The organism is Lysobacter sp. 1R34A (assembly GCF_051217035.1).
Taxonomy (GTDB): domain Bacteria; phylum Pseudomonadota; class Gammaproteobacteria; order Xanthomonadales; family Xanthomonadaceae; genus Lysobacter.
Genome location: NZ_JBPKJP010000017.1, coordinates 17,031 through 40,432, shown reverse-complemented (window position 1 = coordinate 40,432; position 23,402 = coordinate 17,031). Strand labels below are relative to the sequence as shown.

General features: G+C 67.3%; 17 protein-coding genes. 6 read left to right on the top strand and 11 right to left on the bottom strand.

Going from position 1 to position 23,402, the window contains the following annotated elements; all coding sequences use genetic code 11:
* The first annotated feature begins 3 nt into the window (after positions 1–3).
* The 3 genes from rfbC (at position 4) to ACSAMQ_RS07090 (ending at position 3,823) form a co-directional block, all read left to right on the top strand.
* Complete coding sequence (gene rfbC / locus ACSAMQ_RS07100; protein ID WP_435394989.1) at positions 4–561, top strand: dTDP-4-dehydrorhamnose 3,5-epimerase; 558 nt, start codon at positions 4–6, stop codon at positions 559–561.
* A gap of 26 nt (positions 562–587) precedes the next feature.
* The gene (rfbD, locus tag ACSAMQ_RS07095) at positions 588–1,487 is read left to right on the top strand and encodes a dTDP-4-dehydrorhamnose reductase (RefSeq protein WP_435394995.1); all 900 of its coding nucleotides are present in this window, start codon (positions 588–590) and stop codon (positions 1,485–1,487) included.
* A gap of 311 nt (positions 1,488–1,798) precedes the next feature.
* The gene (locus ACSAMQ_RS07090) at positions 1,799–3,823 is read left to right on the top strand and encodes an alpha/beta hydrolase family protein (RefSeq protein WP_435394988.1); all 2,025 of its coding nucleotides are present in this window, start codon (positions 1,799–1,801) and stop codon (positions 3,821–3,823) included.
* 133 nt (positions 3,824–3,956) lie between these two features.
* Here the strand turns inward: ACSAMQ_RS07090 and ACSAMQ_RS07085 are convergent, their stop codons facing one another.
* Positions 3,957–5,732: a peptide MFS transporter gene (locus ACSAMQ_RS07085; protein WP_435394987.1), complete on the bottom strand. Its 1,776-nt coding sequence runs from the start codon at positions 5,730–5,732 to the stop codon at positions 3,957–3,959.
* Positions 5,733–6,209: 477 nt separating this feature from the next.
* Here ACSAMQ_RS07085 and ACSAMQ_RS07080 point away from each other — a divergent pair, with 477 nt between their 5' ends.
* From ACSAMQ_RS07080 to ACSAMQ_RS07070, 3 genes are all read left to right on the top strand, one after another.
* A complete protein-coding gene (locus ACSAMQ_RS07080; RefSeq protein ID WP_435394986.1) occupies positions 6,210–8,150 on the top strand; it encodes an OPT family oligopeptide transporter in 1,941 nt (646 codons plus the stop codon).
* 118 nt (positions 8,151–8,268) lie between these two features.
* Positions 8,269–10,356 carry a prolyl oligopeptidase family serine peptidase gene (locus ACSAMQ_RS07075; protein WP_435394985.1) on the top strand — a complete coding sequence of 696 codons (2,088 nt, stop codon included), beginning with the start codon at positions 8,269–8,271 and terminating at the stop codon, positions 10,354–10,356.
* A 497-nt stretch (positions 10,357–10,853) separates the two neighbouring features.
* Entirely contained in the window at positions 10,854–12,113 is a 1,260-nt protein-coding gene (locus ACSAMQ_RS07070; RefSeq protein WP_435394984.1) for a DUF819 domain-containing protein, read from the top strand.
* A gap of 1,085 nt (positions 12,114–13,198) precedes the next feature.
* Here ACSAMQ_RS07070 and ACSAMQ_RS07065 read toward each other — a convergent pair.
* The 10 genes from ACSAMQ_RS07065 to ACSAMQ_RS07020 all read right to left on the bottom strand — a co-directional run bounded on the left by ACSAMQ_RS07065 (position 13,199) and on the right by ACSAMQ_RS07020 (position 23,304).
* Positions 13,199–13,420 (bottom strand): YbdD/YjiX family protein, encoded by a 222-nt coding sequence (locus ACSAMQ_RS07065; protein ID WP_031374011.1) that lies wholly within the window; start codon positions 13,418–13,420, stop codon positions 13,199–13,201.
* Complete coding sequence (locus tag ACSAMQ_RS07060; RefSeq protein WP_435394983.1) at positions 13,420–15,492, bottom strand: carbon starvation CstA family protein; 2,073 nt, start codon at positions 15,490–15,492, stop codon at positions 13,420–13,422. The genes ACSAMQ_RS07065 and ACSAMQ_RS07060 overlap by 1 nt, the downstream gene beginning before the upstream one ends.
* Positions 15,493–15,932: 440 nt before the next feature.
* Entirely contained in the window at positions 15,933–16,925 is a 993-nt protein-coding gene (gene corA / locus ACSAMQ_RS07055; RefSeq protein WP_435394982.1) for a magnesium/cobalt transporter CorA, read from the bottom strand.
* A 40-nt stretch (positions 16,926–16,965) separates the two neighbouring features.
* Positions 16,966–18,219, bottom strand: a complete 1,254-nt coding sequence (locus ACSAMQ_RS07050) for a DUF4105 domain-containing protein (protein WP_435394981.1) — start codon at positions 18,217–18,219, stop codon at positions 16,966–16,968.
* A 357-nt stretch (positions 18,220–18,576) separates the two neighbouring features.
* A complete protein-coding gene (locus ACSAMQ_RS07045; protein ID WP_435394980.1) occupies positions 18,577–19,446 on the bottom strand; it encodes an HlyC/CorC family transporter in 870 nt (289 codons plus the stop codon).
* Between the two features lie 213 nt (positions 19,447–19,659).
* A complete protein-coding gene (locus ACSAMQ_RS07040) occupies positions 19,660–20,193 on the bottom strand; it encodes a GspH/FimT family pseudopilin (protein ID WP_435394979.1) in 534 nt (177 codons plus the stop codon).
* 323 nt (positions 20,194–20,516) lie between these two features.
* Positions 20,517–20,999, bottom strand: a complete 483-nt coding sequence (ybeY, locus tag ACSAMQ_RS07035; RefSeq protein ID WP_031374017.1) for an rRNA maturation RNase YbeY — start codon at positions 20,997–20,999, stop codon at positions 20,517–20,519.
* 121 nt (positions 21,000–21,120) lie between these two features.
* Positions 21,121–22,107, bottom strand: coding sequence for a PhoH family protein (locus ACSAMQ_RS07030; protein ID WP_435394978.1), 987 nt, complete (start codon positions 22,105–22,107; stop codon positions 21,121–21,123).
* Positions 22,108–22,392: 285 nt separating this feature from the next.
* Entirely contained in the window at positions 22,393–22,626 is a 234-nt protein-coding gene (locus ACSAMQ_RS07025) for a hypothetical protein (protein ID WP_435394977.1), read from the bottom strand.
* A 39-nt stretch (positions 22,627–22,665) separates the two neighbouring features.
* Complete coding sequence (locus ACSAMQ_RS07020) at positions 22,666–23,304, bottom strand: phosphatase PAP2 family protein (protein WP_435394976.1); 639 nt, start codon at positions 23,302–23,304, stop codon at positions 22,666–22,668.
* Positions 23,305–23,402: the final 98 nt, after the last annotated feature.

Sequence of the window (23,402 nt, the reverse complement as noted above, 5' to 3'; positions counted from 1 at the left end):
CTTTTGAAGATTATCGAAACCGATCTGCCCGGCTGCGTCGTCATCGAACCGCAAGTGTTCGGCGATGCCCGCGGGTTTTTCTACGAATCGTTCAATCAGGACAAGCTTGCGGCCGCCGGCCTCAACCCGCGCTTCGTCCAGGGCAATGTCTCCTCGTCCGCGCGCGGCGTGCTGCGCGGCCTGCACTACCAGTGGCCCAACCCGCAAGGCAAGTACGTCTCGGTGATCGAGGGCGAGGTCTGGGACGTGGCGGTCGACATCCGTCGCGGCTCGCCGCATTTCGGACGTTGGACCGCGGTGGTGTTGAGCGCCGAGAACAAGCGCCATTTCTGGATTCCGGAAGGGTTCGCGCACGGTTTCGCCGTGGTCAGCGAGCGCGCGGTGTTCAGTTATCTGTGCACCAACACCTATGACGCCAAGGCCGATGCCGGCGTGCGTTGGGACGATCCGCAGTTGGCGATCGACTGGCCGGTCAGCGACCCATCGTTGTCCGCCAAGGACGCGGTTGCGCCCTTGCTCAAGGACATCGCCGAAGACCGCTTGCCGGTCTACATTCCATGAAAGGCCGGGCCATGAAAGGTCAGGCGATGAGGGTGTTGTTGCTCGGCGGCGACGGCCAGGTCGGTCATGAGCTGCGTCGCAGCCTCGCTCCGCTCGGCGAGCTGGTCGTGACGACCCGCAGCGGACGCCTGGCCGCCGACGGCAGCGCCTGCGAAACGCTCGATCTGGCCCAGGCCGAAACGATCGAGCCCTTGCTGCGCCGTGTGCGTCCCGACCGGGTCGTCAACGCCACTGCCTATACCGCGGTGGACCGCGCCGAAACCGAGCGCGAGCTGGCGTTCGCGGTCAATGCGCAGGCGCCGGCGCGGCTGGCCGAGCTCTGCGCCGCCGATGGGATCGAACTGGTCCATTACTCGACCGATTACGTCTTCGACGGCAACGGCACCCGGCCGTATCTCGAAACCGATCCGACCGGTCCGCTCAGCGCCTACGGCGAGAGCAAGCTGGCCGGCGAAGAGGCGATCCGCGCCAGCGGCGCCACCCATCTGATCCTGCGTACGGCCTGGGTCTATGCCACCCACGGCCACAACTTCCTGCGCACCATGCTGCGCATCGGCGCCGAGCGCGATGAGCTCCGCGTGGTCGCCGACCAGCACGGCTCGCCGACCCCGGCCTGGCTGCTCGCCGATGTCGCGGCGGCGGTGCTGCGCCAGGGCATCGCCGAGTCCGGTGTACGTCACATCGTGGCCGGCGGGCAGACCAGCTGGCACGGTTTCGCCGAAGCGATCTTCGAAGACGCCCAGGCCCGCGGCCTGATCGAGCGCCGCCCGCGGGTGCTGCCGATCACCACTGCCGACTATCCGACGCCGGCGCGGCGGCCGAACTATTCGGTGCTCGACACCGGCCGGTTGCAGGCCGAGTACGGTCTGTCGATTCCGCACTGGCGCGACGCGCTCAAGACCACGCTCGACGCCGCGGTCGCCTGATCCGCCTGTCCGCGCGGACGCCACGTCTGCGTGGCCGCGCGGCACACTACCGCGGCCCAATTGTGTGAGCGCCGTCGGCCTTCTATGATCGCTGCGTCGCGGACGCGACGGGCCGACGCGTCGCCGCGGGGGTGGGGCGGGATCGGGCGGGGCAGCCCGGCAAGCCGGTGGGAGCCGGCTTGCGAAGGCGTAGGAGTGCGCGGCTTGCGAGCGTTTCTCCACGACGGCAGTCCGCGCCGGCCGGCGGCGGATGCCGTCGGTTCTGACGGGGCCGTCTGGACGGAACCACTCATGGACTACAGGGGATCGCAATGAAGCATTGGGCAAGCGCGTTGTTGCTGGCGGGGCTGGCGGCTGCGCCGGTCGCGGGCGCCGCGGACACCGAGGCGAACGCAAACGCCGCCGCTGCGACGGTGGACGTGGAAGCCTTCGTCAAGCCGGACACTTTTACCGACGTCAAACTGTCGCCGACCGGCGAGTTCTACGCCGCCTCGGTGCCGATGGAGGACGAGACCGCGCTGGTGATCTTCAGTCGCGCCGATATGAAGCGCACCGGCGTATTCCGGGTCGGCAAGAACAATCACGTCGACGACTTCTGGTGGGTGAGCCCGACCCGCGTGCTGATCGGCATGGCCCAGAAGCTCGGCTCGCGCGACGAACCGATCTCGACCGGCGAGCTGTTCGCGATCAACGCCAACGGCACCGGCGCCGACGTGCTGATCGGCTACCGCGTGCAAAGCCGCGGCGCCGGCACGCGCATCCAGCCCAAGAAGGTCGAGGACGTCGCCGGCTTCCTGGTCGACGATCTGCCGGCCGACGACAAGGGCGTGGTGATTTCGGTGCAGCAGTTCAGCGCCGACGCCTACACCCGCGCCGAGCGCCTCGACACGATCACCGGCCAGCGCAACCGGCTCGCGATCGCGCCGGTGCGCAACGCCCGTTACATGACCGACAACGCCGGCGTGGTCCGCTTCGCGCTCGGCTACGGCACCGATCTGCGGCGCAAGCTGTTCTACCGGGCCGACGAGAAGAGCGAGTGGACCTTGCTCGGCTCCGACGCGCAGGACGAGGTCATGGACCGTCCCATCGGCTTCTCCGCCGACAATGCGGTGGCCTACTTCGAAAGCGAACAGAAGCAGGGGCCGGATGCGATCGTCGCCTTCGACCTCGCCACGCGGACCCGCAAGGAAGTCCTGCGCGACAAGACCGCCGATCCGGAACGCATCATCTATCGCAACAACACCCGCATCCCGGTCGGCGTGTTCTTCGCCGACGGCAAGCCGCGCACGGTGTTCTTCGACAACGCCTCGCCGGAAGCGCGCCAGTACCGCAGCCTGGAAGCGGCGTTTCCGGGCGACGCGGTGCGCATCACCTCGCAGAGCGCCGACGGCCAACTGGCGCTGGTGCAGGTCTGGAACGAGCGCAGTCCCGGCGACCTGTTCCTGTTCGACCGGGCCAACAAGCACGCCTCGCACGTGCTGAGCCGCCGCTCCTGGTTCGACCCTGCGCAGCGCGCGCCGATGCGCGCGGTCAACCTGCGCGCGCGCGACGGCCTGGCCTTGTCGGGCCTGCTGACCACGCCGAAGGACAGCAGCGGCAAGTCGATGCCGCTGGTGGTCATGCCGCACGGCGGCCCGTTCGGCGTCCAGGACACCTGGCGTTTCGACGACGACGCGCAACTGCTCGCCGACGCCGGCTACGCGGTGCTGCAACTGAACTACCGCGGCTCCGGCGGTTACGGCCGCGCCTTCCTCCAGGCCGGCATGCGCGAGTGGGGCGGAAAGATGCAGGACGATGTCACCGATGCGACGCGTTGGGCGATCGAACAGGGCATCGCCGATCCTTCGCGCATCTGCCTGTACGGCGCGAGCTACGGCGCCTACGCCTCGCTGATGGGCGTGGCCAAGGAGCCGGCGCTGTATCGCTGCGCGGCCGGCTATGTCGGCGTGTACGACCTGCCGATGATGCACACCACCGGCGACATCCAGCGCCGCGGCTCCGGCGAGGCCTATCTGCGCAACTGGCTCGGCTCGCCGGAAGCGCTCGACAAGGTATCGCCGACGCGCCTGGCCGACCGGATCAAGGTGCCGGTATTCCTGGCCGCCGGCGGCGAAGACCAGCGCGCGCCGATCGCGCACAGCGAAAAGATGGAGAGGGCCCTGCGCCAGGCCGGCGTGCCGGTCGAGACGCTGTACTACAAGACCGAGGGCCATGGCTTCTACCGCGAAGAACACCAGCGCGAGTACTACACCCGCTTGCTGGCGTTCCTGTCGAAGTCGCTCGGCGGACGGGTCGCCGCGGCGCCGAAGGCGGCGGCGCCGGCCGCGGCGAAGTAAGAGATAGGAAAGTATGGAGGAGCGAGAAGTGAGCATGGAGGAGTGAGAAGTGAGTAACGAGTGTCTTCGCGTACCGCTCTACTCTTTGCTCACTCCTCTTTACTCGCTCCTCGCCTCCAGACCCCGGCCCCCCTCACTTCACCCCGTGCATCCAGCGCCGCAGCAGCGGCGACAGCAGCAGGAACAGCACGCCCGAGCCGATGCCTAGCCACATCAGCATCGAGAACAGTTCCGCGTAATTGGCCGAGGCCGAGGCCATGTCGATCGCGCCGCCTTCCGGGATATCGACCGAGGCGATCTTGGCGAACTGCGCCGCCAGCACTTCCGAGAACGCGGTGGCGAGCCAGAACGCGCCCATCATCAGCCCGACCACGCGCGCGACCGAGAGCTGGGTCACCGCCGACAGGCCGATCGGCGACAGGCACATCTCGCCGATCTCGAGGATGAAATACGCCGCGACCAGGTACCACACGCTGGCCATCTCGCCGCCGCCCGACACTTCCGCAGCGGCCATCAACGGCAGGAACGACAGCCCGGCGAAGACCAGGCCCAGCGCCATCGTCACCGGCTTGCTCGGGTGCAGGCCGCGTCGCGCCAGCCACGGCCACAGCCAGGAGAACAGCGGCGCCAGCACGACGATGAAGAACGCCCCGAGATAGGTCAGCGAGCCGGCGGTCTGCGGCACCAGCACGACATCGTGCGCGGTCGCCAGCGCCAGGCCGAGCGCGAGCAGGCCGATCAGCAACTTTGCCGTTCCGTCGCGGCCGCGGTCGCTGGCCATCAGTGCGGCGACCATCAACGGCGGGCTCAGCGCCATCGAGAACGCCGACCACGGCAGGGTCGGCGCATAACCGCCGACGGCGAGGCCGAACATGTCCTTGGTCATCAGGCGGTCGTTGAAGGTCACCCAGGAGCCGTAGGTCTGCTCGTACAGGGTGAAGAAGATCAGCACCGCGAAGATCAGCACCACCAGGGCCAGCATCTGCTGGCGTTCGACCGCGCTGCACTGGCGGGCGATGAAGCCGAAGAACCAGACCAGGAACACCAGCAGGGTCGCCAGCATGATCGCCAGCGCGGCGGTGAAGCTGAGGGCGCCGAGGGTCACGGTGATCTTCGAGGCGACCTGGATCGTGCCCCACATCGCCAGCACGCCGAGCGCGGTGCCTAGATAGATCCAGGTTTCGCGCGAGAACGCACCGACTTTTTCGCGCAGGCGCGCCGGGTCGCTCGGTTCGGCATGACCGCGCAGATAGCGCTGGCCCCACAGGAACATCAGCAAACCGGCGACCATGCCGATGCCGGCCGCGCCGAAGCCGTATTTCCAGCCGTAGGTCTCGCCGAGAAAGGCGCAGATCAGCGCCGAGAACAGCGCGCCGACGTTGATGCCGGCATAGAACAGGGTGAAGCCGGAATCGCGGCGCGGGTCGTTCTGCTCGTAGAGCTTGCCGACGATGGTCGAGATGTTCGGCTTGAGAAAGCCGACGCCGCTGATGATCAGGGCCAGCGACAGATAAAACACCTGCAGGGCGGCTTCGTCGCGCACTACGGCGCCATTCACCACCCTCGCGGCGTGGCCCTCGTAGGCCATGCCGAGGTGGCCGAGCACCAGCAGTACGCCGCCGAGCACCACCGCCTTGCGCATGCCGAGGTAGCGGTCGGCGAGCAGGCCGCCGATCACCGGTACCGCGTACACCAGTCCGCCATAGGCGCCGATCAGGTCGTAACCGGCATCGTCGCCGAACAGGTGGTACTTGAGCAGATACAGCAACAGCAGCGCCTTCATCCCGTAGAAGGAGAAGCGCTCCCACATTTCGGTGAAAAAGCAGACGTACAGGCCTTTGGGATGGCCGAGGAAGTCGTTGTTGCGCGCCGCCAGCGACGCCGGGTTCGAAATGCTGCTTGCGGGCACGAGCGGATTCCCTTCGGTCCGGGAGCGGGCCGGGAGGCGGGAGTATAGGGCGGGCCGGCCGGCCGAGGCCCCCGGGGCGGGCGCGAGCGGACTGCGGCGAGGAGACTCGATGCGCGCGATGCCCTGGTCCGGCCCTGCCGCCCAACCGCTCCCGCGAGAGGGGCTTGCTTCGATGCAGTCCGTCCTTCTCCCTTTCCACTTGCGGCGGCCGCAGGCAGTGCAAGGCCGACAGGGCCGGGACGGTCCCAGTCCGCGCCGACCTGCCTGTCCCCAGCCCGGCAAGGTGCTTTCCCTGCGGAACCCGGGAAAATCCCGCCGCCCGCCGCTTTTGCCCAATCCCGCTTTTTGCCGCACTGCACTTTTACAGCGGCCGGCGGCGGATGCGATCATCGGCGGATTGCGTGGCGCCCGGTCCCCGGTGGCCGGCTCCGCACATACGCTGCCGCACTTGAACGATCACCCGCGATGGAGACGCCGATGGCCTCGTCCGCTACGCCCCAATTGACCTTCCGAGCCGTCCTGCTATCCGTCTTCCTGGCGGTGATCCTGGCAGCAGCCAATGCCTACCTGGGCCTGTTCGCCGGCCTGACCATCGCCACCGCGATCCCGGCCGCCGTCATCTCGATGGGCGTGCTGCGCCTGCTCGGCGGCGGCACGATCCTGGAAAACAACATCGTCCAGACCGGCGCCTCGGCCGGTTCCTCGATCGCCGCCGGCGTGATCTTCACGATCCCGGCGCTGGTGATCCTGGGCTACTGGCAGGACTTCCGTTATTCCTGGGTGCTGGCCATCGCCGGCCTCGGCGGCCTGCTCGGCGTCCTGTTCTCGGTGCCGCTGCGCCGTTCGATGATCGTCGAGGACCCGCTGCCGTTCCCGGAAGGCAAGGCCGCAGCCGAAGTGCTCAAGGCCGGCGAGAACCCGGGCCCGGGCCTGAAGATCCTGGCCCTGGCCGGCGGCATCGGTGCGCTGGTCAAGGTCGCCGCCGAGAGCGGCATGCGCCTGATCCCGGACAACGCCATCGTCTCGGGCTGGATGGGCAAGTACCTGGGTTTCATGGGCACCAACCTGTCGCCGGCGCTGCTCGGCGTGGGCTACATCGTCGGCCTCAACGTCGGCATCGTGGTGGTCTCCGGCAGCATCCTGTCGTGGCAGTTCGCCATTCCGATCTACCACATGTTCTTCCTGGGCTCCGACCCGGAGCTGGCCGCGCGCATCGCCGACGGCAGCGCCGAGCAGGTCGGCCGCGCCATCTGGTCGGCCAAGGTCCGCTACCTCGGCGTCGGCACCATGCTGATCGGCGGCGTGTGGACCCTGTTCTCCCTGCGTAAGTCGCTGATGTCGGGCGTCAAGAGCGGCCTGGCTGCGGCGCGCAAGGGCAGCGGCGGCGTGGTCGCCGAGACCGACCGCGATCTGCCGATGAAGTGGATGCTGATCGCCCTGGTCGCGTTCGTGATGCCGCTGCTGCTGCTGTACCAAGCCATCGTCGGCAACTGGTTCGTCAGCGTGCCGATGACCATCATCATGATCGTCGCCGGCTTCCTGTTCGTGTCGGTGTCGGCCTACCTGGCCGGTCTGATCGGCTCGTCCAACAACCCGGTCTCGGGCATCACCATCTCGACCATCCTGTTCGCCTCGGCGGTGCTGGTGCTGATGCTCGGCCGCGACTCGCCGATCGGCGCCGTCGCCGCGATCATGATCGGCGCGGTCGTGTGCTGCGCCGCGGCGGTCGGCGGCGACAACCTGCAGGATCTCAAGGCCGGCTACATCGTCGGCGCAACGCCGTGGAAGCAGCAGCTGATGCTCGGCATCGGCACGTTCTCGTGCGCGCTGATCATGGCGCCGGTGCTGAACCTGCTCGCCGCGGCCTACGGCATCGGCGCGCCGACCCCGGAGCATCCCAACTCGCTGGCGGCGCCGCAGGCGACCTTGATGGCCTCGGTCGCCAAGGGCATGTTCGGCGGCGAACTGCCGTGGACGATGATCGGCATCGGCGCCGCCATCGGCGCGGTCATCATCGCCTTCGACGAATGGCTGAAGTCGCGCAAGGCCAAGTTCCGCGTGCCGGTGCTGGCCGCGGCGATCGGCATCTACCTGCCGCTGGAACTGATGGTGCCGATCTTCCTCGGCGGCCTGCTCTCGCACATCGTCGGCCGTCGCCGCGGCCTGACCGCGAACAGCGACGAAGCCGAGGTCGACCGCGTGCACCGTCCGGGCACTTTGTTCGCCGCCGGCCTGATCACCGGCGAGGCGCTGATGGGCATCGCGATCGCATTCCCCATCGTGATCAGCAAGCGCGCCGACGTGCTGGCCCTGCCGGAACGCTTCCATTTCGGCGCCGGCATCGGCCTGCTGGTGCTGGCGGTGGTGGTGTGGCTGTTCTACCGCAGCAGCCGCAACGCACCGGTCCCGCAAGCCTGAGCCACGCCATGGCCCGGCGCGACGCCGGGCCATGGCGTTTTGAACCCCGTCCGATCCATTCCGCCGATCGGCGCGCCTGCGCTCGAACGGCCGCTACGACAACACCAGAGGTTCCGCCATGACGCCACGCCACGCCCTCCTGCCGATGGCCCTGCTGTTGGCCTGCGCATCCGCGCCGGCTTTCTCGCTCACGCCGCCGCTGCCGCGCGGCCTGGAAGCCCGCGACCTGGCGACGATGGACCGGGTGTCCTCGCCGACCCTGTCGAGCGACGGCCGTCTGCTGGTGTTCGCCCAGCGCAGCGTCGACTTCGCCGCCAACAAGTCCTCGACCTCGCTGTGGGTCGAAGACCTGTTCGCGCGCGACGCGGCGCCGCCGAAGCGGCTGACCCCGGAAGGCTGGAACGTCAACTCGCCGTCGTTCTCGCCGGACGGCAAGCTGGTGTATTTCCTGAGCGCCAAGAACGGCAGCAGCCAGTTGTATGCGATCGACTCGGCCGGCCGCGGCGCCCCCCGGCAACTGACCGCATTCGACGGCGACGTCGGCGGTTACCAGGTTTCGCCCGACGGCAAGCGCGTGGCCTTCAACGCCGAAACCTATGCCGAGTGCGCGGCCGATCTGGCCTGCACCAAGAAGAAGCTCGACGCGGCCGAGAAGAACAAGGCCAGCGGCATGGTCTTCGACCGCATGTTCATCCGTCACTGGGACGCCTGGAACGACGGCCGCCTCAACCGCCTGTTCGTGGCCGAGCTGCCGGCGGCCGGCAAGACCGTCGCCACCGCCAAGCTGGTCGGCGCCGACGTGATCGGCGACGTGCCCTCGCGTCCGTTCGGCGACAGCAGCGAATACACCTGGTCGCCCGACGGCGAGTCGCTGGTGTTCAGCGCGCGCAAGGCCGACGCCAAGGAGCCCTGGTCGACCAATTTCGATCTTTACCTCGCCGCCGCCGACGGCAGCGGCGCGGCCAGGAACCTGACCGCGTCGAATCCGGCCTGGGACACCGGCGCGGTGTTCGCCGCCGACGGCAAGACCCTGTACTACCGGGCGATGAAGCGACCGGGCTTCGAAGCCGACCGCTTCGGCTTGTTCGCGCTCGACCTGGCCAGCGGCAAGGCCCGCGAGATCGCGCCGGACTGGGACCGCTCGGCCGAGAACATCGTGCTGTCGGCCGACGGCAAGACCATCTATACCCTGGCCCAGGATGTCGGCCAGTTGCCCTTGTTCGGTGTCGACATCGCCAGCGGCAAGGCGACCCGCTTGATCGGCGACGGCAGCCTCGGTTCGCCGCAGCTCGCCGGCAAGACCTTCGCCTTCACCCGCAACAGCCTCAAGAGCGGCGATCAGATCTTCGTCGGCGGCCTCGATGGCGCGCCGCAGCGCGCGATCACCCCGAGCGCCAGCGAACGCCTGCCGGGCGTGCGGTTCGGCGAATACGAACAATTCGACTTCAAGGGCTGGAACGGCGACACCGTGCACGGCTACGTGGTCAAGCCCTGGAACTACCAGGAAGGCCAGAAGTATCCGGTCGCGTTCCTGATCCACGGCGGCCCGCAAGGCAGCTTCGGCGACGGCTGGAGCTATCGCTGGAACCCGCAGACTTACGCGGGCCAGGGCTATGCGGTGGTGATGATCGATTTCCACGGCTCGACCGGTTACGGCCAGGCCTTCACCGACGCGATCAGCGAGCATTGGGGCGACCGCCCGCTCGAGGACCTGCAGAAGGGTTGGGCGGCGGCGCAGAAGAAGTACGGCTTCCTCAACGGCGACAAGGCCTGTGCGCTCGGCGCCTCGTACGGCGGCTTCATGGTCAACTGGATCGCCGGCAACTGGCAGCAGCCGTGGAAGTGCCTCGTCAGCCATGACGGCGTGTTCGACCAGCGCATGATGGGTTACGCCACCGAAGAGCTGTGGTTCACCGAATGGGAGCAGGGCGGCACTCCCTATGACGTGCCGAAGAACTACGAGAAGTTCAACCCGGTCAACCACGTGAAGGACTGGAAGGTGCCGATGCTGGTGATCCACGGCCAGCTCGACTACCGCATCCCGGTCGAGCAGGGCATCGGCGTGTTCACCGCGCTGCAGCGCCAGGGCATCGAGTCGAAGTTCCTGTATTTCCCGAACGAGAACCACTGGGTGCTGAAGCCGCAGAACAGCGTGCAGTGGCACGACACCGTCAACGGCTGGCTGAAGCAGCACATCGGCGAATGAACCCCAAGCGCGGCGGTCTGCAGGCCGCCGCGCGCTGCCAGTGCACACGGATCGGCCTCCGCTTTTGAGAGGCGCGCTGTCGCCCTTTCCTGCAGCGAAGGCAAATCTCGCGCGCGCCTATTCAGCGCCAGACTCCGTGCATCGCAGCGGCAGACCTTTGTCGAAGGGAGTGCTGTTCTGCGGACCGATCCGTTGAAGTCTGCCGATACTGGCTCAGTAAGAGGTCCTGCCGGTATCGGCTCGGTGACCAGCCACGAGCAACCGCCGTTCCGCCGGTGTTGTTCGCCCTTTGAAAGGGGGCTGGGGGGTGCCTTTCCGACAGCCAAGCAGATCTCCAGTGCGGAGTCCCTCCGTAAGCGCTTCGTGCTCCCCACAACGCAAGCCGACCACGGACGCAGCCATCCGAAACCGGGCCCCGCACTACCGGCCCTTGTCCGCCCCGGACATCCGAAGTAAAACACAGACGCATCAGCGCTCATCTCCTGGGGAACACCGGCATGCCAGAAACCGCCCGTACGGCGCTCATCAGCAACGACATCGTCGTCCTCGGCCTGATCGCGGCGACGCTTGGGCTGGTGTTCTGGACCTCATCGCGCGAAACCGGGCTGTGGAAGAAGTTCTACACCTACGTGCCGGCCTTGCTGCTGTGCTACTTCATCCCCGGGATCTACAACACCATCGGCCTGGTCGATGGCGCGAACACCAAGCTCTATAACCCGGTCGCCAGCCGCGTGCTGTTGCCTGCGGCCTTGGTGCTGCTGACGTTGACCATCGACCTCAAGGGCGTCTTGAAGCTCGGTCCTAAACTGTTGGTGATGTACGCGGTCTCGTCGCTCAGCGTGATGACCGGCGCGATCGCCGCCTTCGTGCTGATGCGTGCGGTGCACCCGGAAACCGTGGCCGGCGACACCTGGGGCGGCATGGCCGCGCTGGCCGGCAGCTGGATCGGCGGCGGCGCCAACATGCTGGCGATGAAGGAGATCTTCCAGGTCGACGCGACCACCTTCGGCCAATTCGCGGTGGTCGACGTCGGCGTGGGCTACGTCTGGATGGCGGTGCTGATCTTCCTCGCCAGCCGCGCCCAGGCCATCGATGCCCGCAGCGGCGCCGACACCCGCGGCATCGAGGAACTCAAGCAGCGCATCGAACACTTCCAGGCCCAGCACCAACGCGTCGCCAGCCTGAGCGACCTGGCGATGATCGTCGGCATCGCCTTCGGCGTGGTCGGGCTCGCGCACGCCATCGCCACACCGCTGTCGGGCTGGTTCGCCGCCAACGTGTCCTGGGCCAAGACGGTCAGCCTGCACGAGCCCTTCTTCTGGGTGGTGGCGATTTCGACCTTCGCCGGCCTGGCCTTGAGCTTCACCCGCGCGCGCACGCTCGAAGGCGCCGGCGCCTCGAAGATCGGCAGCTTGCTGCTGTACTTCCTGATCGCCTGCATCGGCCTGCAGATGGACATCCTGGCGCTGCTCGACCGGCCCTGGCTGTTCGCCCTGGGTCTGATCTGGATCTCGATCCATATCGCCCTGCTGTGGACGGTGGGGCGCCTGCTGCGCGTGCCGTTCTTCTATTTCGCGATCGGCTCGCAAAGCAACATCGGCGGCCCGGCGTCGGCGCCGGTCGTCGCCTCGGCCTTCCATCCCTCGCTGGCGCCGGTCGGCGCCCTGCTGGGCACCCTGGGCTACGCGACCGGTACCGGATTGGCCTACATCGTCGGCGTGACCCTGCGATCCCTGGCGGGTGCGACGCCGGCCTGAGGCGAGGGGCCGCAATGCCGGCGATATTTTGCCGTTGGCGTTGGCGTTGGCGTTGCTGTTGTTGCTGTGGCTCTGGCTGTGGCTGTGCGTAGCTTCGCGCTAGCGAAGGCAATCGAAGACCCGGAGGGCGGCGCGCAAGGATGCGCGCCGTTTTTCATCGGGACAGGGATGTCCCGTATGAAAAATCACCGCGTATGCGACGATCGCGCGGGCCCTTGATTCAAAATAAAGCACTTTTCTTTGGTTGCCTTTCTTTTGTTGTTTTAGACAAAAGAAAGTAACCCGCCGCTTTAGTGGCGGAAGCTTTGGGTTTGATCTTGATCTGCATTTTTCGGATTGAGGCGCCGCGAGGCCGTCGCCGCGATGTCGCGGCTTGCGCCGCTCCTACCACGGCGAAAGCGCGCCGCTTTGATGAATGGCATCGGCGTTGTTGTTTCCGCGCGTCGCGCGGTCGCGGCTCATGCCGCTCCTACAGGGGAAGGTGAGCGCCGCGCTCCTGTTCAGCATTGCAGCTTTCGCTTTCGCTGTGCGCCGCCTCGCACTCGCGAAGGCCGAAGAAGATCCAAAGGGCGGCCCGCAGGGATGCGGGCCGTTTTTCATCGGGACAGGGATGTCCCGTATGAAAAATCACCGCATATGCGACGATCGCGCGGGCCCTTGATTCAAAATAAAGCACTTTTCTTTGGTTACCTTTCTTTTGTTGTTTTAGACAAAAGAAAGTAACCCGCCGCTTTAGTGGCGGAAGCTTTGCACTTGATCTTGATCTTGATCTTGATCTGATTCAGATCAAATCCGAATCTCCTTGAGCCGCGCGCCGCAAGTCCGCCGCAGCGATGCCGCGGCTTGCGCCGCTCCTACCCTGGCGAAAGCACGCCGCCTCGCCGAGCGACAATGGCTTCGTTATCGCTGCGCGTCCCGTGTCGCGACTCACGTCGCTCCTACAGGGATAGGCCCAACCGTTCTACGGGGCAGCTTCTGACCGACAAGGCGACGGCCAAGCCATTCCCGAAGGCGTACGGCGCCAACCGGCGAGCCACCAATAAAAAGGCGGCCCGAAGGCGGCCTTTCGTCCCGACGGACCCGAATCAACAACACCCGAACCGCCCACCCCCGTATCGCGCCTGCTGGCGCTCGCGGAAGAAGGTCGCGTAGTCGGGAATCGGCCGCTCGGGGTGTTTCTCCATCAGATGGCGGACGTAGTTGTCGTAGTCCGGTACCCCGCAGCAAAGCCGCGCGGTCTGCACCAGGCGATGCCAGGTGCGCTTGTAGAGCTGGTACTGGCTGGCGGGTACGAGCGCGGTGCCCATCACACGTTCGCCATTTCGTGCGGCTTCAAGGCCACGTATGGGGATTCGCGGTCGCTGCGCTCGGGATTGGCGCGGGCCTTGGCGATCGCGCGCACCGAGTACACCAGCACGCTGAACACCACGAACAGGAACAAGCCGGTCAGCACCGTGTTGACGTAGCTGTTGAGCATGATTTGCTGCATCTGCTCGATGCTCTTCGCCGGTGCGACCACTTCGCCCTTGGCGATCGCGGCCTGGTACTTGTGCGCCTGGGCGAGGAAGCCGACTGCGGGGTTGTCGCTGAAGATCTTGATCAGGCCGGCCGCGCTGGTGCAGATCAGCAGCCACAGGGTCGGCACGATCGTCACCCAGGCGTAGCGGTCGCGCTTCATCTTGAACAGGACCACCGTGCACAGCATCAGCGCGATGCCGGCGAGCATCTGGTTGGCGATGCCGAACAGCGGCCATAAGGTGTTGATGCCGCCGAGCGGGTCGACAACCCCCTGGTAGAGGAAGTAGCCCCACAAGGCGACGCAGCCGCCGGTCGCGAGCAGGTTCGGGCCCCAGGCCTCGGTGCGGCGCAGCGCGGGCACGAAGCTGCCGAGCAGGTCCTGCAGCATGAAGCGCCCGGCGCGAGTGCCGGCATCGACCGCGGTGAGGATGAACAAGGCCTCGAACAGGATTGCGAAGTGATACCAGAACGCCATCGTGTTCTCGCCCGGCAACACGTTGTGCAGGATCTGGGCGATGCCGACCGCGAGCGTCGGCGCGCCGCCCGCGCGGGCGAGGATGCTGTTCTCGCCGATGTCTTTCGCAGTGGTCTGCAGCATCTCCGGGGAGACCGAGAAGCCCCAGCTCGAAATCGTCGCCGACACCGCGTGCACGTCGCTGCCGACCAGGGCGGCGGGGCTGTTCATCGCGAAGTAAACGCCCGGCTCGATCACCGAAGCGGCGACCAGGGCCATGATCGCGACGAAGGATTCCATCAGCATGCCGCCGTAGCCGATGTAGCGCATATGCGATTCATTGGCGAGCAGCTTGGGCGTGGTGCCCGAGGAGATCAGCGCGTGGAAGCCCGACACCGCGCCGCAGGCGATGGTGATGAACAGGAACGGGAACAACCCGCCTTTCCAGACCGGGCCGGTGCCGTCGGTGAACTGGGTCAGCGCCGGCATGCGCAGGTCGGGCATGACGATGACGATGCCGATCGCCAGCGCGATGATGGTGCCGATCTTGAGGAAGGTGGACAGATAGTCGCGCGGCGCCAGCACCAGCCACACCGGCAACACCGCGGCGACGAAACCGTAGCCGATCAGCATCCAGGTGATCTGGGTGCCGGTGAAGGTGAAGGCCGGGCCCCACACCGGGTCGGCGGCGACCTTGCCGCCGTACCAGATCGCCGCGAGCAGCAGGATCAGGCCGACCACGGAGATTTCGCCGATCTTGCCCGGGCGGATGTAACGCATGTACAAGCCCATCATCACCGCGATCGGAAGGGTCGCGATGACCGTGAACATGCCCCAGGGGCTTTCGGCGAGCGCCTTGACCACGATCATCGCCAGCACCGCGAGGATGATGATCATGATCAGGAAGGCGCCGAACAGGGCGATGGTGCCGGGGATGCGGCCCATCTCCTCGCGTACGAGGTCGCCGAGCGAACGGCCGTTGCGGCGGCTGGAAACGAACAGGACCATGAAGTCCTGGACCGCACCGGCCAGTACCACGCCGACGATCAGCCACAGCAGGCCGGGCAGATAGCCCATCTGTGCGGCGAGCACCGGGCCGACCAGCGGGCCGGCGCCGGCGATGGCGGCGAAGTGGTGGCCGAACAGCACGTGTTTGTTGGTCGGGACGTAGTCGAGCCCGTCGTTGTGGATGACCGCGGGCGTGGCCCGGGTCGGGTCGAGCCGCATCACCTTTTCGGCGATGAACAGGGAGTAGTAGCGATATGCGACGAGGTAGATCGATACCGCCGCGACCACGATCCACAACGCGTTGATGTGTTCGCCGCGCCGCAGCGCGATCGTGCCGAGGCAGAACGCCCCTAAAACCGCGAGGGCCGCCCAGCCCAGTTTGCCGAAACCACCTTTCATGACGACCCTCCCAGATTGAACTCAGGCAGCGTCGCCCCTGGGTCCGCGCGGGTCAATGCGCAGTGCCGCAATAGCGGCTGATACTTTGGTCTTAGGAGCGCAGACCGGATTGCCGAGGGACGCGGTTCGGGGCGTTCGGCTAGCGCCGGCGTGGAGGCGCGAGTTCGGCGATCTTGGTGCGGCGTGAAGCAAATCTCCCGGCGCAGCCGGTGTAGTCAGACCTCCGGGTGGCGCAGGCGCCGGCCCCTTCGTCGAAGGGGCGAGTTGTCGATGGTCGGTTGTCGATGACCGGCGCGGTGAGCCGCTTGATGCGCGACCGCCTCTGTCGGTGTCGACCCGATATCGATGCCGTGTTCGCCAGAGCCGACATAGCTCGACGCCGTGGCCTTTGCTGTTCCCCCTTTGACAAAGGCGGGCAGGGGGATTTGCTCTTGTCGCCCCTACAACCACTTCGCCCGCTTGAAGCCGATGTACAGCACCACGCAGATCGCGATGACCGAGCCGATCAGGATCGCGTAGCTCCATTGGCCCGGCAATTCGGGCATGTGCACGAAGTTCATGCCGTACCAGCTCGCGATCAGGGTCGGGGCGGCGAGCAGGGCGGCCCAGGCGCCGAGGCGTTTGACTACTTCGCCCTGGCGCACGGTCACCAGGGAGAGATTGACGCTGACTGCGGCGGTCAGCATTTCGCGCAAGGTGTCGGTGGTTTCGTTGATGCGCACGGCATGGTCGAGCACGTCGCGGAAGTACAGCTGGATCTCTTCGTCGATCAGGCCGCCGCGCGAGCGCGCGAGCTGGCCGAGGATGTCCTGCAAGGGCGAAACCGCCATGCGCAGGCGGGTCAGTTCGCGCTTGAGGTCGTACAGTTCCTGCACGGTTTCCTTGCGGAAATCCTCGGCGAAGATGTCCTTCTCGAGCTCGTTGAGCTCCTGAGTGAAGCCTTCGACGATCGGCATGAAGTTATCGACCACGCTGTCGAACACCGCGTACAGCGCCGCGCCGGGGCCGTGTTCCAGCAGGTCCGGTTCGCGCTCGATGCGGGCGCGCGCGCCCTTGTAGCTGATCGAGGCGCCGTGGCGCACCGTTACCAGGTAACGCGGGCCGACGAACATGTGCGTCTCGCCGAAGCGGATGCGGTTGTCAATCTTCTGCGCGGTGTGGATGGCGATGAACAGCGAGTTGCCGTAGGACTCGATCTTCGGCCGCTGATGCGCGTTATGGGCGTCCTCGACGGCGAGGTCGTGAAGGCAGAACTCTTCCTGCAGCTTGTCGAGGATGCCTTCGTCGGGCTCGTACAGACCGACCCAGACGAAGCTGCCGTCGTCGACGGCGAGCACGTCGCTGATCGCATCCAGGCCGATGTCGCGGCGGGTGCCGTCGCGGCTGTAGGCCGCGCAGTTGATGACGCATTGGGGCAGGGGGGAATCGCTCATGGCCCGAATCCTGCCCGCGCGCGACCGCTGCGGCAAGCCGTCATGCCAGGCGCAGTCGGGCGGCTTTGCGGAAGCCGGCCCACAGCCCGGCCTGGATCGGCAGCCACAGCGCGATCCAGTGCGCGTTGCGCTGCGGATACACCGGCAACCAGTACAGGAACAAGGCCGCCAGCGCGCACAGCGCGACCAGGCCGGTCAGCCAGACGAACACCGGGCCGGTTTCGCGGCCGCGCAGCGCGCGCCAGCCGCCCAGCCACAACAGCAGGCACAGCGGGTTGAACAGCAGCAGGTTGCGGTTGGCCCAGATGTAATTGTGGCCGGTGCCGACCCAGGCGTAGAGCAGGACCGCGCCGACCAGGCCCAGCACCGCCCACAGCGGCAGCGCAGCGACCGCGAGCACGCGCGGGCTGCGATCGCCGATCCATGCCAGTGCCGCGGCGATCGCCACGCCGGCCAGCGCCCAGGGCCACCACGGCAGCGGCCGGTCCTTGGGCTCGGGCGAGATCTTGTGCGGCAACAACGGCCGTTCTTCCTGGACCAGCGGCTGGCCCTGCGGGTTCTTGACCTCGCGCAAGGCCGCCGCGAGCCGGCTCGGAACATAGGACTCGGCCCAAACCGGCACCGGCTTGTCGGTTTCCGGGCCCATCATCACGTCGAGCAACAGCCACATCCACGGTTCCGGCGCCGACAGGCGCAGCGCCTCGCTGCGGAAGCTGCTGCCGTGCGACCGGCCTTCGGTCTGGCGGCGCAGTTCGCCGCCGAGCACCTTGTCGATGGCGTCGCGCACGCGCGTGGCGCAGTTGTCGTCGAAGTACTGGTAACGGTAGTAGGCGTTCTCGGGCAGGGCATTGACGCGCAGCGCCTCGGCCAGCTCGCGCGCCTGCTTCGGAGTCAGGTTCAGCCACTGCACCGACACGCCGCGGCCTTCCTGCGCGTACTGCGCCATGTCGTCGTCGAACGGCAGGGCCAACAGGCGATAACGCATGTCGTTGCGGATGAAGCGCGGGACGAAATCCGACTCGGTCGGGTCGAAGTAGCCGAAGTTGTACGAAATCGCGCGGCCGCTGGCCGGGTCGAGCACGACCAGGGCATCGTGGCCGAAACGCGACCAGAACTCCTCGCCGGGCTGCATCGTGACCATGCCGACGCGCGGCGTGGCGGTACGGGTTTCGGGCGCGTCGGCGGGCGTCGAGGCGGGCGCCGGCGTGCCGGTCGGTGCGGCGAAGGCGAGGTTGTGCAGCAGGATCAGGACGGCGAAGGCGGACGACCGGACGAATCGGAGAGTGGAGGTCACAGGCGACAAGATCCGGCGTGGCGAATGGCCGCCATTGTAAACAGCCAGGCCTGCGGGTTCTCGCCGGGTTCTCGCGGGAGTATCGAGCCATGCCCAATCGCGGCCGCAGACCGGTACCGGGCCGAGGGGGCAGCGCCTATCTATCGTCGTTCCCGCGAAGGCGGGAACCCAGAGATCACCGGGAAAGGCTCTGCAGCCTGGATCTCCGCTCCGCCGGCCGCGCCTGCCGGCCGCGGTGCCGGAGGCGCAGCGGATCGGGATCGTGGTGGACCGGGACGGGACCGTGGCGGCGCGCGCAGCTCGCCCCGAAGAACTGGGGGCGTGGCACACAGGCTCGTGGCGTGCCCGCTCAGCCGATTACAGGCTGCCGAGCACGCCGACGTGGAAGGCGTGTACGCGCCGCGCATCGGCGCTGGCCACCCGGAACACGAAGCGGTCGAGGGTCAGTTCCTCGCCGGCCTCGGGCAGGTGCCCGATCGCCGCGGTGACCAGGCCGCCGATGGTGTCGTACTCGTCGTCGTCGAAATCGGCGCCGAAGCGCTCGTTGAAATCGTCGATCGGGGTGAGGGCATCGACCACGTACTGGCCGTCCGCCTGGGCCGCGATCAACGCGTTCGGGTCTTCGGCATCGTCGTGCTCGTCGTCGATCTCGCCGACGATCTGCTCCAGCACGTCCTCGATGGTCAGCAGGCCGGCGACGCCGCCGTGCTCGTCGATCACGATGGCCATGTGGTTGCGCGACTGGCGGAACTCGCGCAGCAGCACGTCCAGGCGCTTGGACTCGGGAATCAACACCGCCGGGCGCAGCAGTTCGTGGATCGTGCCGGGGCCGTTGTCGGCGACGACGCCGCGCAACAGGTCCTTTGCCAGCAGGATGCCGAGGATCTCGTCCTTGTCCTCGCCGTGCACCGGGAAGCGCGAATGGCCGGACTCGACCACCATCTTCATCAGGTCGAGGAACTTCGCCTCGGCCGGCAGCGCGATCATCTGCGAGCGCGGGATCATCACGTCGCCGACGGTGAGGTCGGAGACCGCGATGGCGCCCTCCATCATGCGTAGGGTGTCGGCGGCGATCAGGCCGTCGGATTGCGCATCGCGCAGCAACTCGACCAGATCTTCGCGGGAACTGGGTTCGCCCGACAGCGCGGAACTGATGCGGTCGAGCCAGGAACGCCGTTTCTCGGGGATTTCCGGCGCGTGGGTGCTACTACTGTCGTCCTCGGACATTGAACTCTTGAACTGTGGCCCTCGGGGGGAGGGCTGTGGCGCAAGTCTAACCCGGAAGGTCGGCACGGGGCGGTCAAGGCGGGTTTCGGCCCCCTGGAGCGGGTCGCCGGTCGCGCTTTGCAAGCTTCCTGCAACAGGCCGAAGGCCGCTGCGAGCGCTCGCGCGGCCGGCCGCCGTCCGGCCCGAACAGCGCCTCGCCGACTGGCCCAGGCGTCAACCGTCGCGGCAACGGCGGATCTGATCGGTGGACGCCTGGCCCAGGTGGAAGCGGCCGGCGTTCGACAGCACGACCGTGCCGGCGGGGTCGGCATGCGCCGAGCACAGGGTGAAGGTCAGGTTGGTGCCGGCGATGTCGCCGTCGGGCTGGAACACGATGCGGGTGCGGCCCAGGGTGCTGTGCAGGCGGATGTCGCCGCCGAGTGCCGACCGGCGCTGGACCAGGGTGTCGCGGGCGCTGAACCTGCGGTCGCCGTCGACATCGGCGAACACCAGCCAACCGCGGCTCCAGTCGGGGCTGCCGCTGCAACCGCCCTGGGCCGGCGCCGGGCACATCACGGTGGCGCTGCCGGCCGCCACCGCGAGGCGGTTGGCGACCAGGAAACTGTCGACCAGGGCCATGCGGGTGTGGCCGATGCGCACCCGCGCCACCGCGTTGAACAAGGCCGGCATCGCCACGCCGATCAACAAGAACACGATGGCCAGGGCGGCCACTACTTCCAGCAACGAGATTCCTTTCATCCGACGCATACCAGGCTCCTTCCTGCGATGGGTGCAGTCTGGGCTGGGGCGCGGGGGCGGGGCATAGGAAATGCGCCCACCTCGCCGTGGGAATTCGTCGATGGGCGAGTCAGGGAGCGACCGGCCAGACAGGACGCGGATCGGGCGAATCGGCAGGCCGAGCGCGAGGCCGAGCGGGCCTCCGCGGCCTTGCGCGGCGCCGACTCGCGCGGATGCGATGTCGCCGGCGCTTTGTCGGAATCCGCCGACAGCGGCCTAAGGACTATGGCGATACGGACGCAGCGCTAAGCCCGAGGCCGCATCGAGGCCCCGGCGCCGGGCAGCCCGCCGCCTCAATCTTCGATATAGGGGTCGGCGATGCCGAGGCTGGCGAGGATTTCGCGTTCGAGTTGTTCCATGCACTCGGCTTCGCGTTCGTCTTCGTGATCCCAGCCCAGCAAGTGCAGGGTGCCGTGCACGGTCAGGTGGGCGTAGTGATCGTTGAGCGCCTTTTTCTGTTCGCGGGCCTCGCGCGCGACCACCGGTGCGCAGATCACCAGGTCGCCGAGCAGCGGCAGGCGCACGCCTTCGGGCAGGCCCTCGGGCATGTCGGCCGGGAAACTGAGCACGTTGGTGGCGTAGTCGCGGCCGCGGTAATGGCGGTTGAGCGAGCGGCCTTCCTTGTTGTCGACCACCCGGATCGCCAGGTCGGCCTCGCGGATGCGTCCTTCCAGCGCCGCGGCGACCCACTTACGGAAGCTGTTCGCCGCCGGCAGGCCCTTGCGCGGCACGCCGTAGTTGATCGAGACATCGAGACGGATCGGACCTTTGGTCATCGCGGCGGTTCACTGTTCGGCGGTTCGTGGTGTGCGGCCTGCGCTTCGCGGTGCCGGTCGATACGGCAGGGCGAAGCGCCGCCCTGCGATAGCGCGATCCTGCGACCGCAGACGCGCGGCCTCAGACGCCCGGGCCGGTCTGCGCGTCCTTGGCGTCGCGCGCCTCGTACGCGCTGACGATGCGCGAGACCAGGGGGTGGCGGACCACGTCCTTGGCTTCGAAGAAGGTGAAGCTGATGCCGTTGACGTTGCGCAACACGTCGAGCGCGTCGCGCAGCCCCGACTTCTGGTGCTTGGGCAGATCGATCTGGGTCAGGTCGCCGGTGACCACCGCGGTGCTGCCGTAGCCGATGCGGGTCAGGAACATCTTCATCTGTTCGATGGTGGTGTTCTGGGCCTCGTCGAGGATCACATAGGCGTCGTTGAGGGTGCGGCCGCGCATATACGCCAGCGGCGCGATTTCGATCACGTTGCGTTCCAGCAGCTTGACCACTTTTTCGACGCCGAGCATTTCGTACAAGGCGTCGTACAGCGGGCGCAGATAGGGATCGACCTTCTGGGTGAGATCGCCGGGCAGGAAGCCGAGCTTTTCGCCGGCCTCGACCGCCGGGCGCACCAGGATCAGGCGCTGCACCCGCGTCTCGTTGAGCGCCTCGACCGCGCTGGCGACGGCGAGAAAAGTCTTGCCGGTGCCGGCCGGGCCGATGCCGAAGTTGATGTCGTGGGTGGCGATCGCGTGCAGGTACTTGGCCTGGTTGGCGCCGCGGCCGCGGATGGTGCCGCGCTTGACCCGGATCGCGACTTCCTGCGGCTCGATGTCGTCGGCGACGACCTGATCGGCGCCGGTCTCGGTCAGGGCCAGATGAATCGCGGCCTCGTCGAGGGTCTCCTCGGCGGAGTCCTTCCACAGCGAGCGCAGCAATCGTTCGGTCTGGCCGACTGCGGCGGCCGGTCCGTCGATGCGGAACACGTTGCCGCGGTTGGCGATCTCGACGCCCAAGCGCAGTTCGATCATGCGCAGATGGCCGTTGAACGGCCCACTCAGGTTCGCCAGGCGTTCGCTGTCGATCGGGTCGAGGGTGAATTCGGAAACGGTGCGTGCGGACATAAAGGGAAGCGTAGACGGTTCGCGTGACGACGACGCGTGAAGGCCTTACAGCTTGCGCCTGTCGGGGCGTTTTCGCAAAGCCGCGGGGCGTCGGAGGGCGGCGAGGATGAACGCCGGCGCTGCGGCGGCAGCCTTGCGTGGCGGCGAGTGGTATGACGTCGCCGCCGCGTGCACTTGCTGGCGTCGATTTCAGCGTGCGCGCTGGTTGATGCTCGCTCGCCCGGCCTGATCGGCCGATCGGCTTGATCGGTTTGATCGGCTGTCCGGCGTGTCCGGCCGTGCCGGTCAATCGCGAGGCAGGCTGCCTTCGCGCCACGCCCGCCAGACCCGCAGCGCGCCCATCGCGGTCAGCAGGATCGAACCTATCAACCACAACAGGGTGATCGCATCGGGCTCGAACACACCGCTGCGGTAGGCGCGCATCAGCGAGCGCACCAGGCCGAGCACGCCTAGGCCGAGGAACCAGAATCCGACCGCGCCGCGCGAGATCAGGCCGGGCTTGGGTTGGGGCTCGGGCATGGCGCGTCCTCGATGGCTCGGGAAAGAAGCGGTGCGGAACTACAGCGGTTGCAGCGCAGGCGCACTGCCAGGGCGCCACAGGGGAACCCGGGCGAGCAAGAGACCGATGGCCGCGGTGACCAGGCCGCCGGCGATGTCCCAGGCGTAGTGCTGGCCGGTGCTGATGACGCTCGGCGCGAGTGCGATCAACACGAGCCAGATCCACGGCCGCGCCCGCGGGTACTGCAGGCCGGCGCCGACCGCGACCACCGCCGGAATGGTGATGTGCCCGGACGGGAAACAGTTGTTGACGTCGTCCAGCGCGTACAGGCAATGCCAGGCGAATGCGGTGAAGGGGTCCATCCCGTCCGGCAGGCCCGCACGCAGCATTCGGGTCGGCCAGGCCAGCCAGATCGCCGCGTTGAGCGACATCGCGATCGCATACGCGCGCAGGGTCGCGAACAGCAGGCCGCGTTCGCGGATGGACAGCAACAACGCCGGGCCGGTGAACAGCAGCAGCCAGTACGGCCAGATGGTCCAGGCCTGCCAGCCGATCCAGTCGTCGACGAAGGTCAGCGGCAACAGCCGCGGCTCGCGCAACGGATAGGTGTTGATGGCGAGGTAGAACACGGTGGCGATGGTCATGGTCGCCAGGACCATGGCGACGCGCCGGCGCAAGGGCACTTCGGTCGAAGCCATGGCGGTCGTAACGGTGGAAGCGGCAGTCATGCGGACGGGGTCATCGGTGTGAAGGCTCGCGCGAAGCCATCGCTGGGCTCGCGGCGGGCGGGCATGGG

Coding starts and splice junctions, on each gene's coding strand:
- ACSAMQ_RS07060 (WP_435394983.1), bottom strand. CDS start 15,492: ATGAAAGGTGGTTTCGGCAAACTGGGCTGGGCGGCCCTCGCGGTTTTA.
- ACSAMQ_RS07020 (WP_435394976.1), bottom strand. CDS start 23,304: ATGGCTTCGACCGAAGTGCCCTTGCGCCGGCGCGTCGCCATGGTCCTG.
- ACSAMQ_RS07040 (WP_435394979.1), bottom strand. CDS start 20,193: ATGCGTCGGATGAAAGGAATCTCGTTGCTGGAAGTAGTGGCCGCCCTG.
- ACSAMQ_RS07065 (WP_031374011.1), bottom strand. CDS start 13,420: ATGGGCACCGCGCTCGTACCCGCCAGCCAGTACCAGCTCTACAAGCGC.
- ACSAMQ_RS07045 (WP_435394980.1), bottom strand. CDS start 19,446: ATGTCCGAGGACGACAGTAGTAGCACCCACGCGCCGGAAATCCCCGAG.
- ACSAMQ_RS07070 (WP_435394984.1), top strand. CDS start 10,854: ATGCCAGAAACCGCCCGTACGGCGCTCATCAGCAACGACATCGTCGTC.
- rfbD (WP_435394995.1), top strand. CDS start 588: ATGAGGGTGTTGTTGCTCGGCGGCGACGGCCAGGTCGGTCATGAGCTG.
- ybeY (WP_031374017.1), bottom strand. CDS start 20,999: ATGACCAAAGGTCCGATCCGTCTCGATGTCTCGATCAACTACGGCGTG.
- ACSAMQ_RS07080 (WP_435394986.1), top strand. CDS start 6,210: ATGGCCTCGTCCGCTACGCCCCAATTGACCTTCCGAGCCGTCCTGCTA.
- ACSAMQ_RS07025 (WP_435394977.1), bottom strand. CDS start 22,626: ATGCCCGAGCCCCAACCCAAGCCCGGCCTGATCTCGCGCGGCGCGGTC.
- ACSAMQ_RS07030 (WP_435394978.1), bottom strand. CDS start 22,107: ATGTCCGCACGCACCGTTTCCGAATTCACCCTCGACCCGATCGACAGC.
- ACSAMQ_RS07090 (WP_435394988.1), top strand. CDS start 1,799: ATGAAGCATTGGGCAAGCGCGTTGTTGCTGGCGGGGCTGGCGGCTGCG.
- corA (WP_435394982.1), bottom strand. CDS start 16,925: ATGAGCGATTCCCCCCTGCCCCAATGCGTCATCAACTGCGCGGCCTAC.
- ACSAMQ_RS07075 (WP_435394985.1), top strand. CDS start 8,269: ATGACGCCACGCCACGCCCTCCTGCCGATGGCCCTGCTGTTGGCCTGC.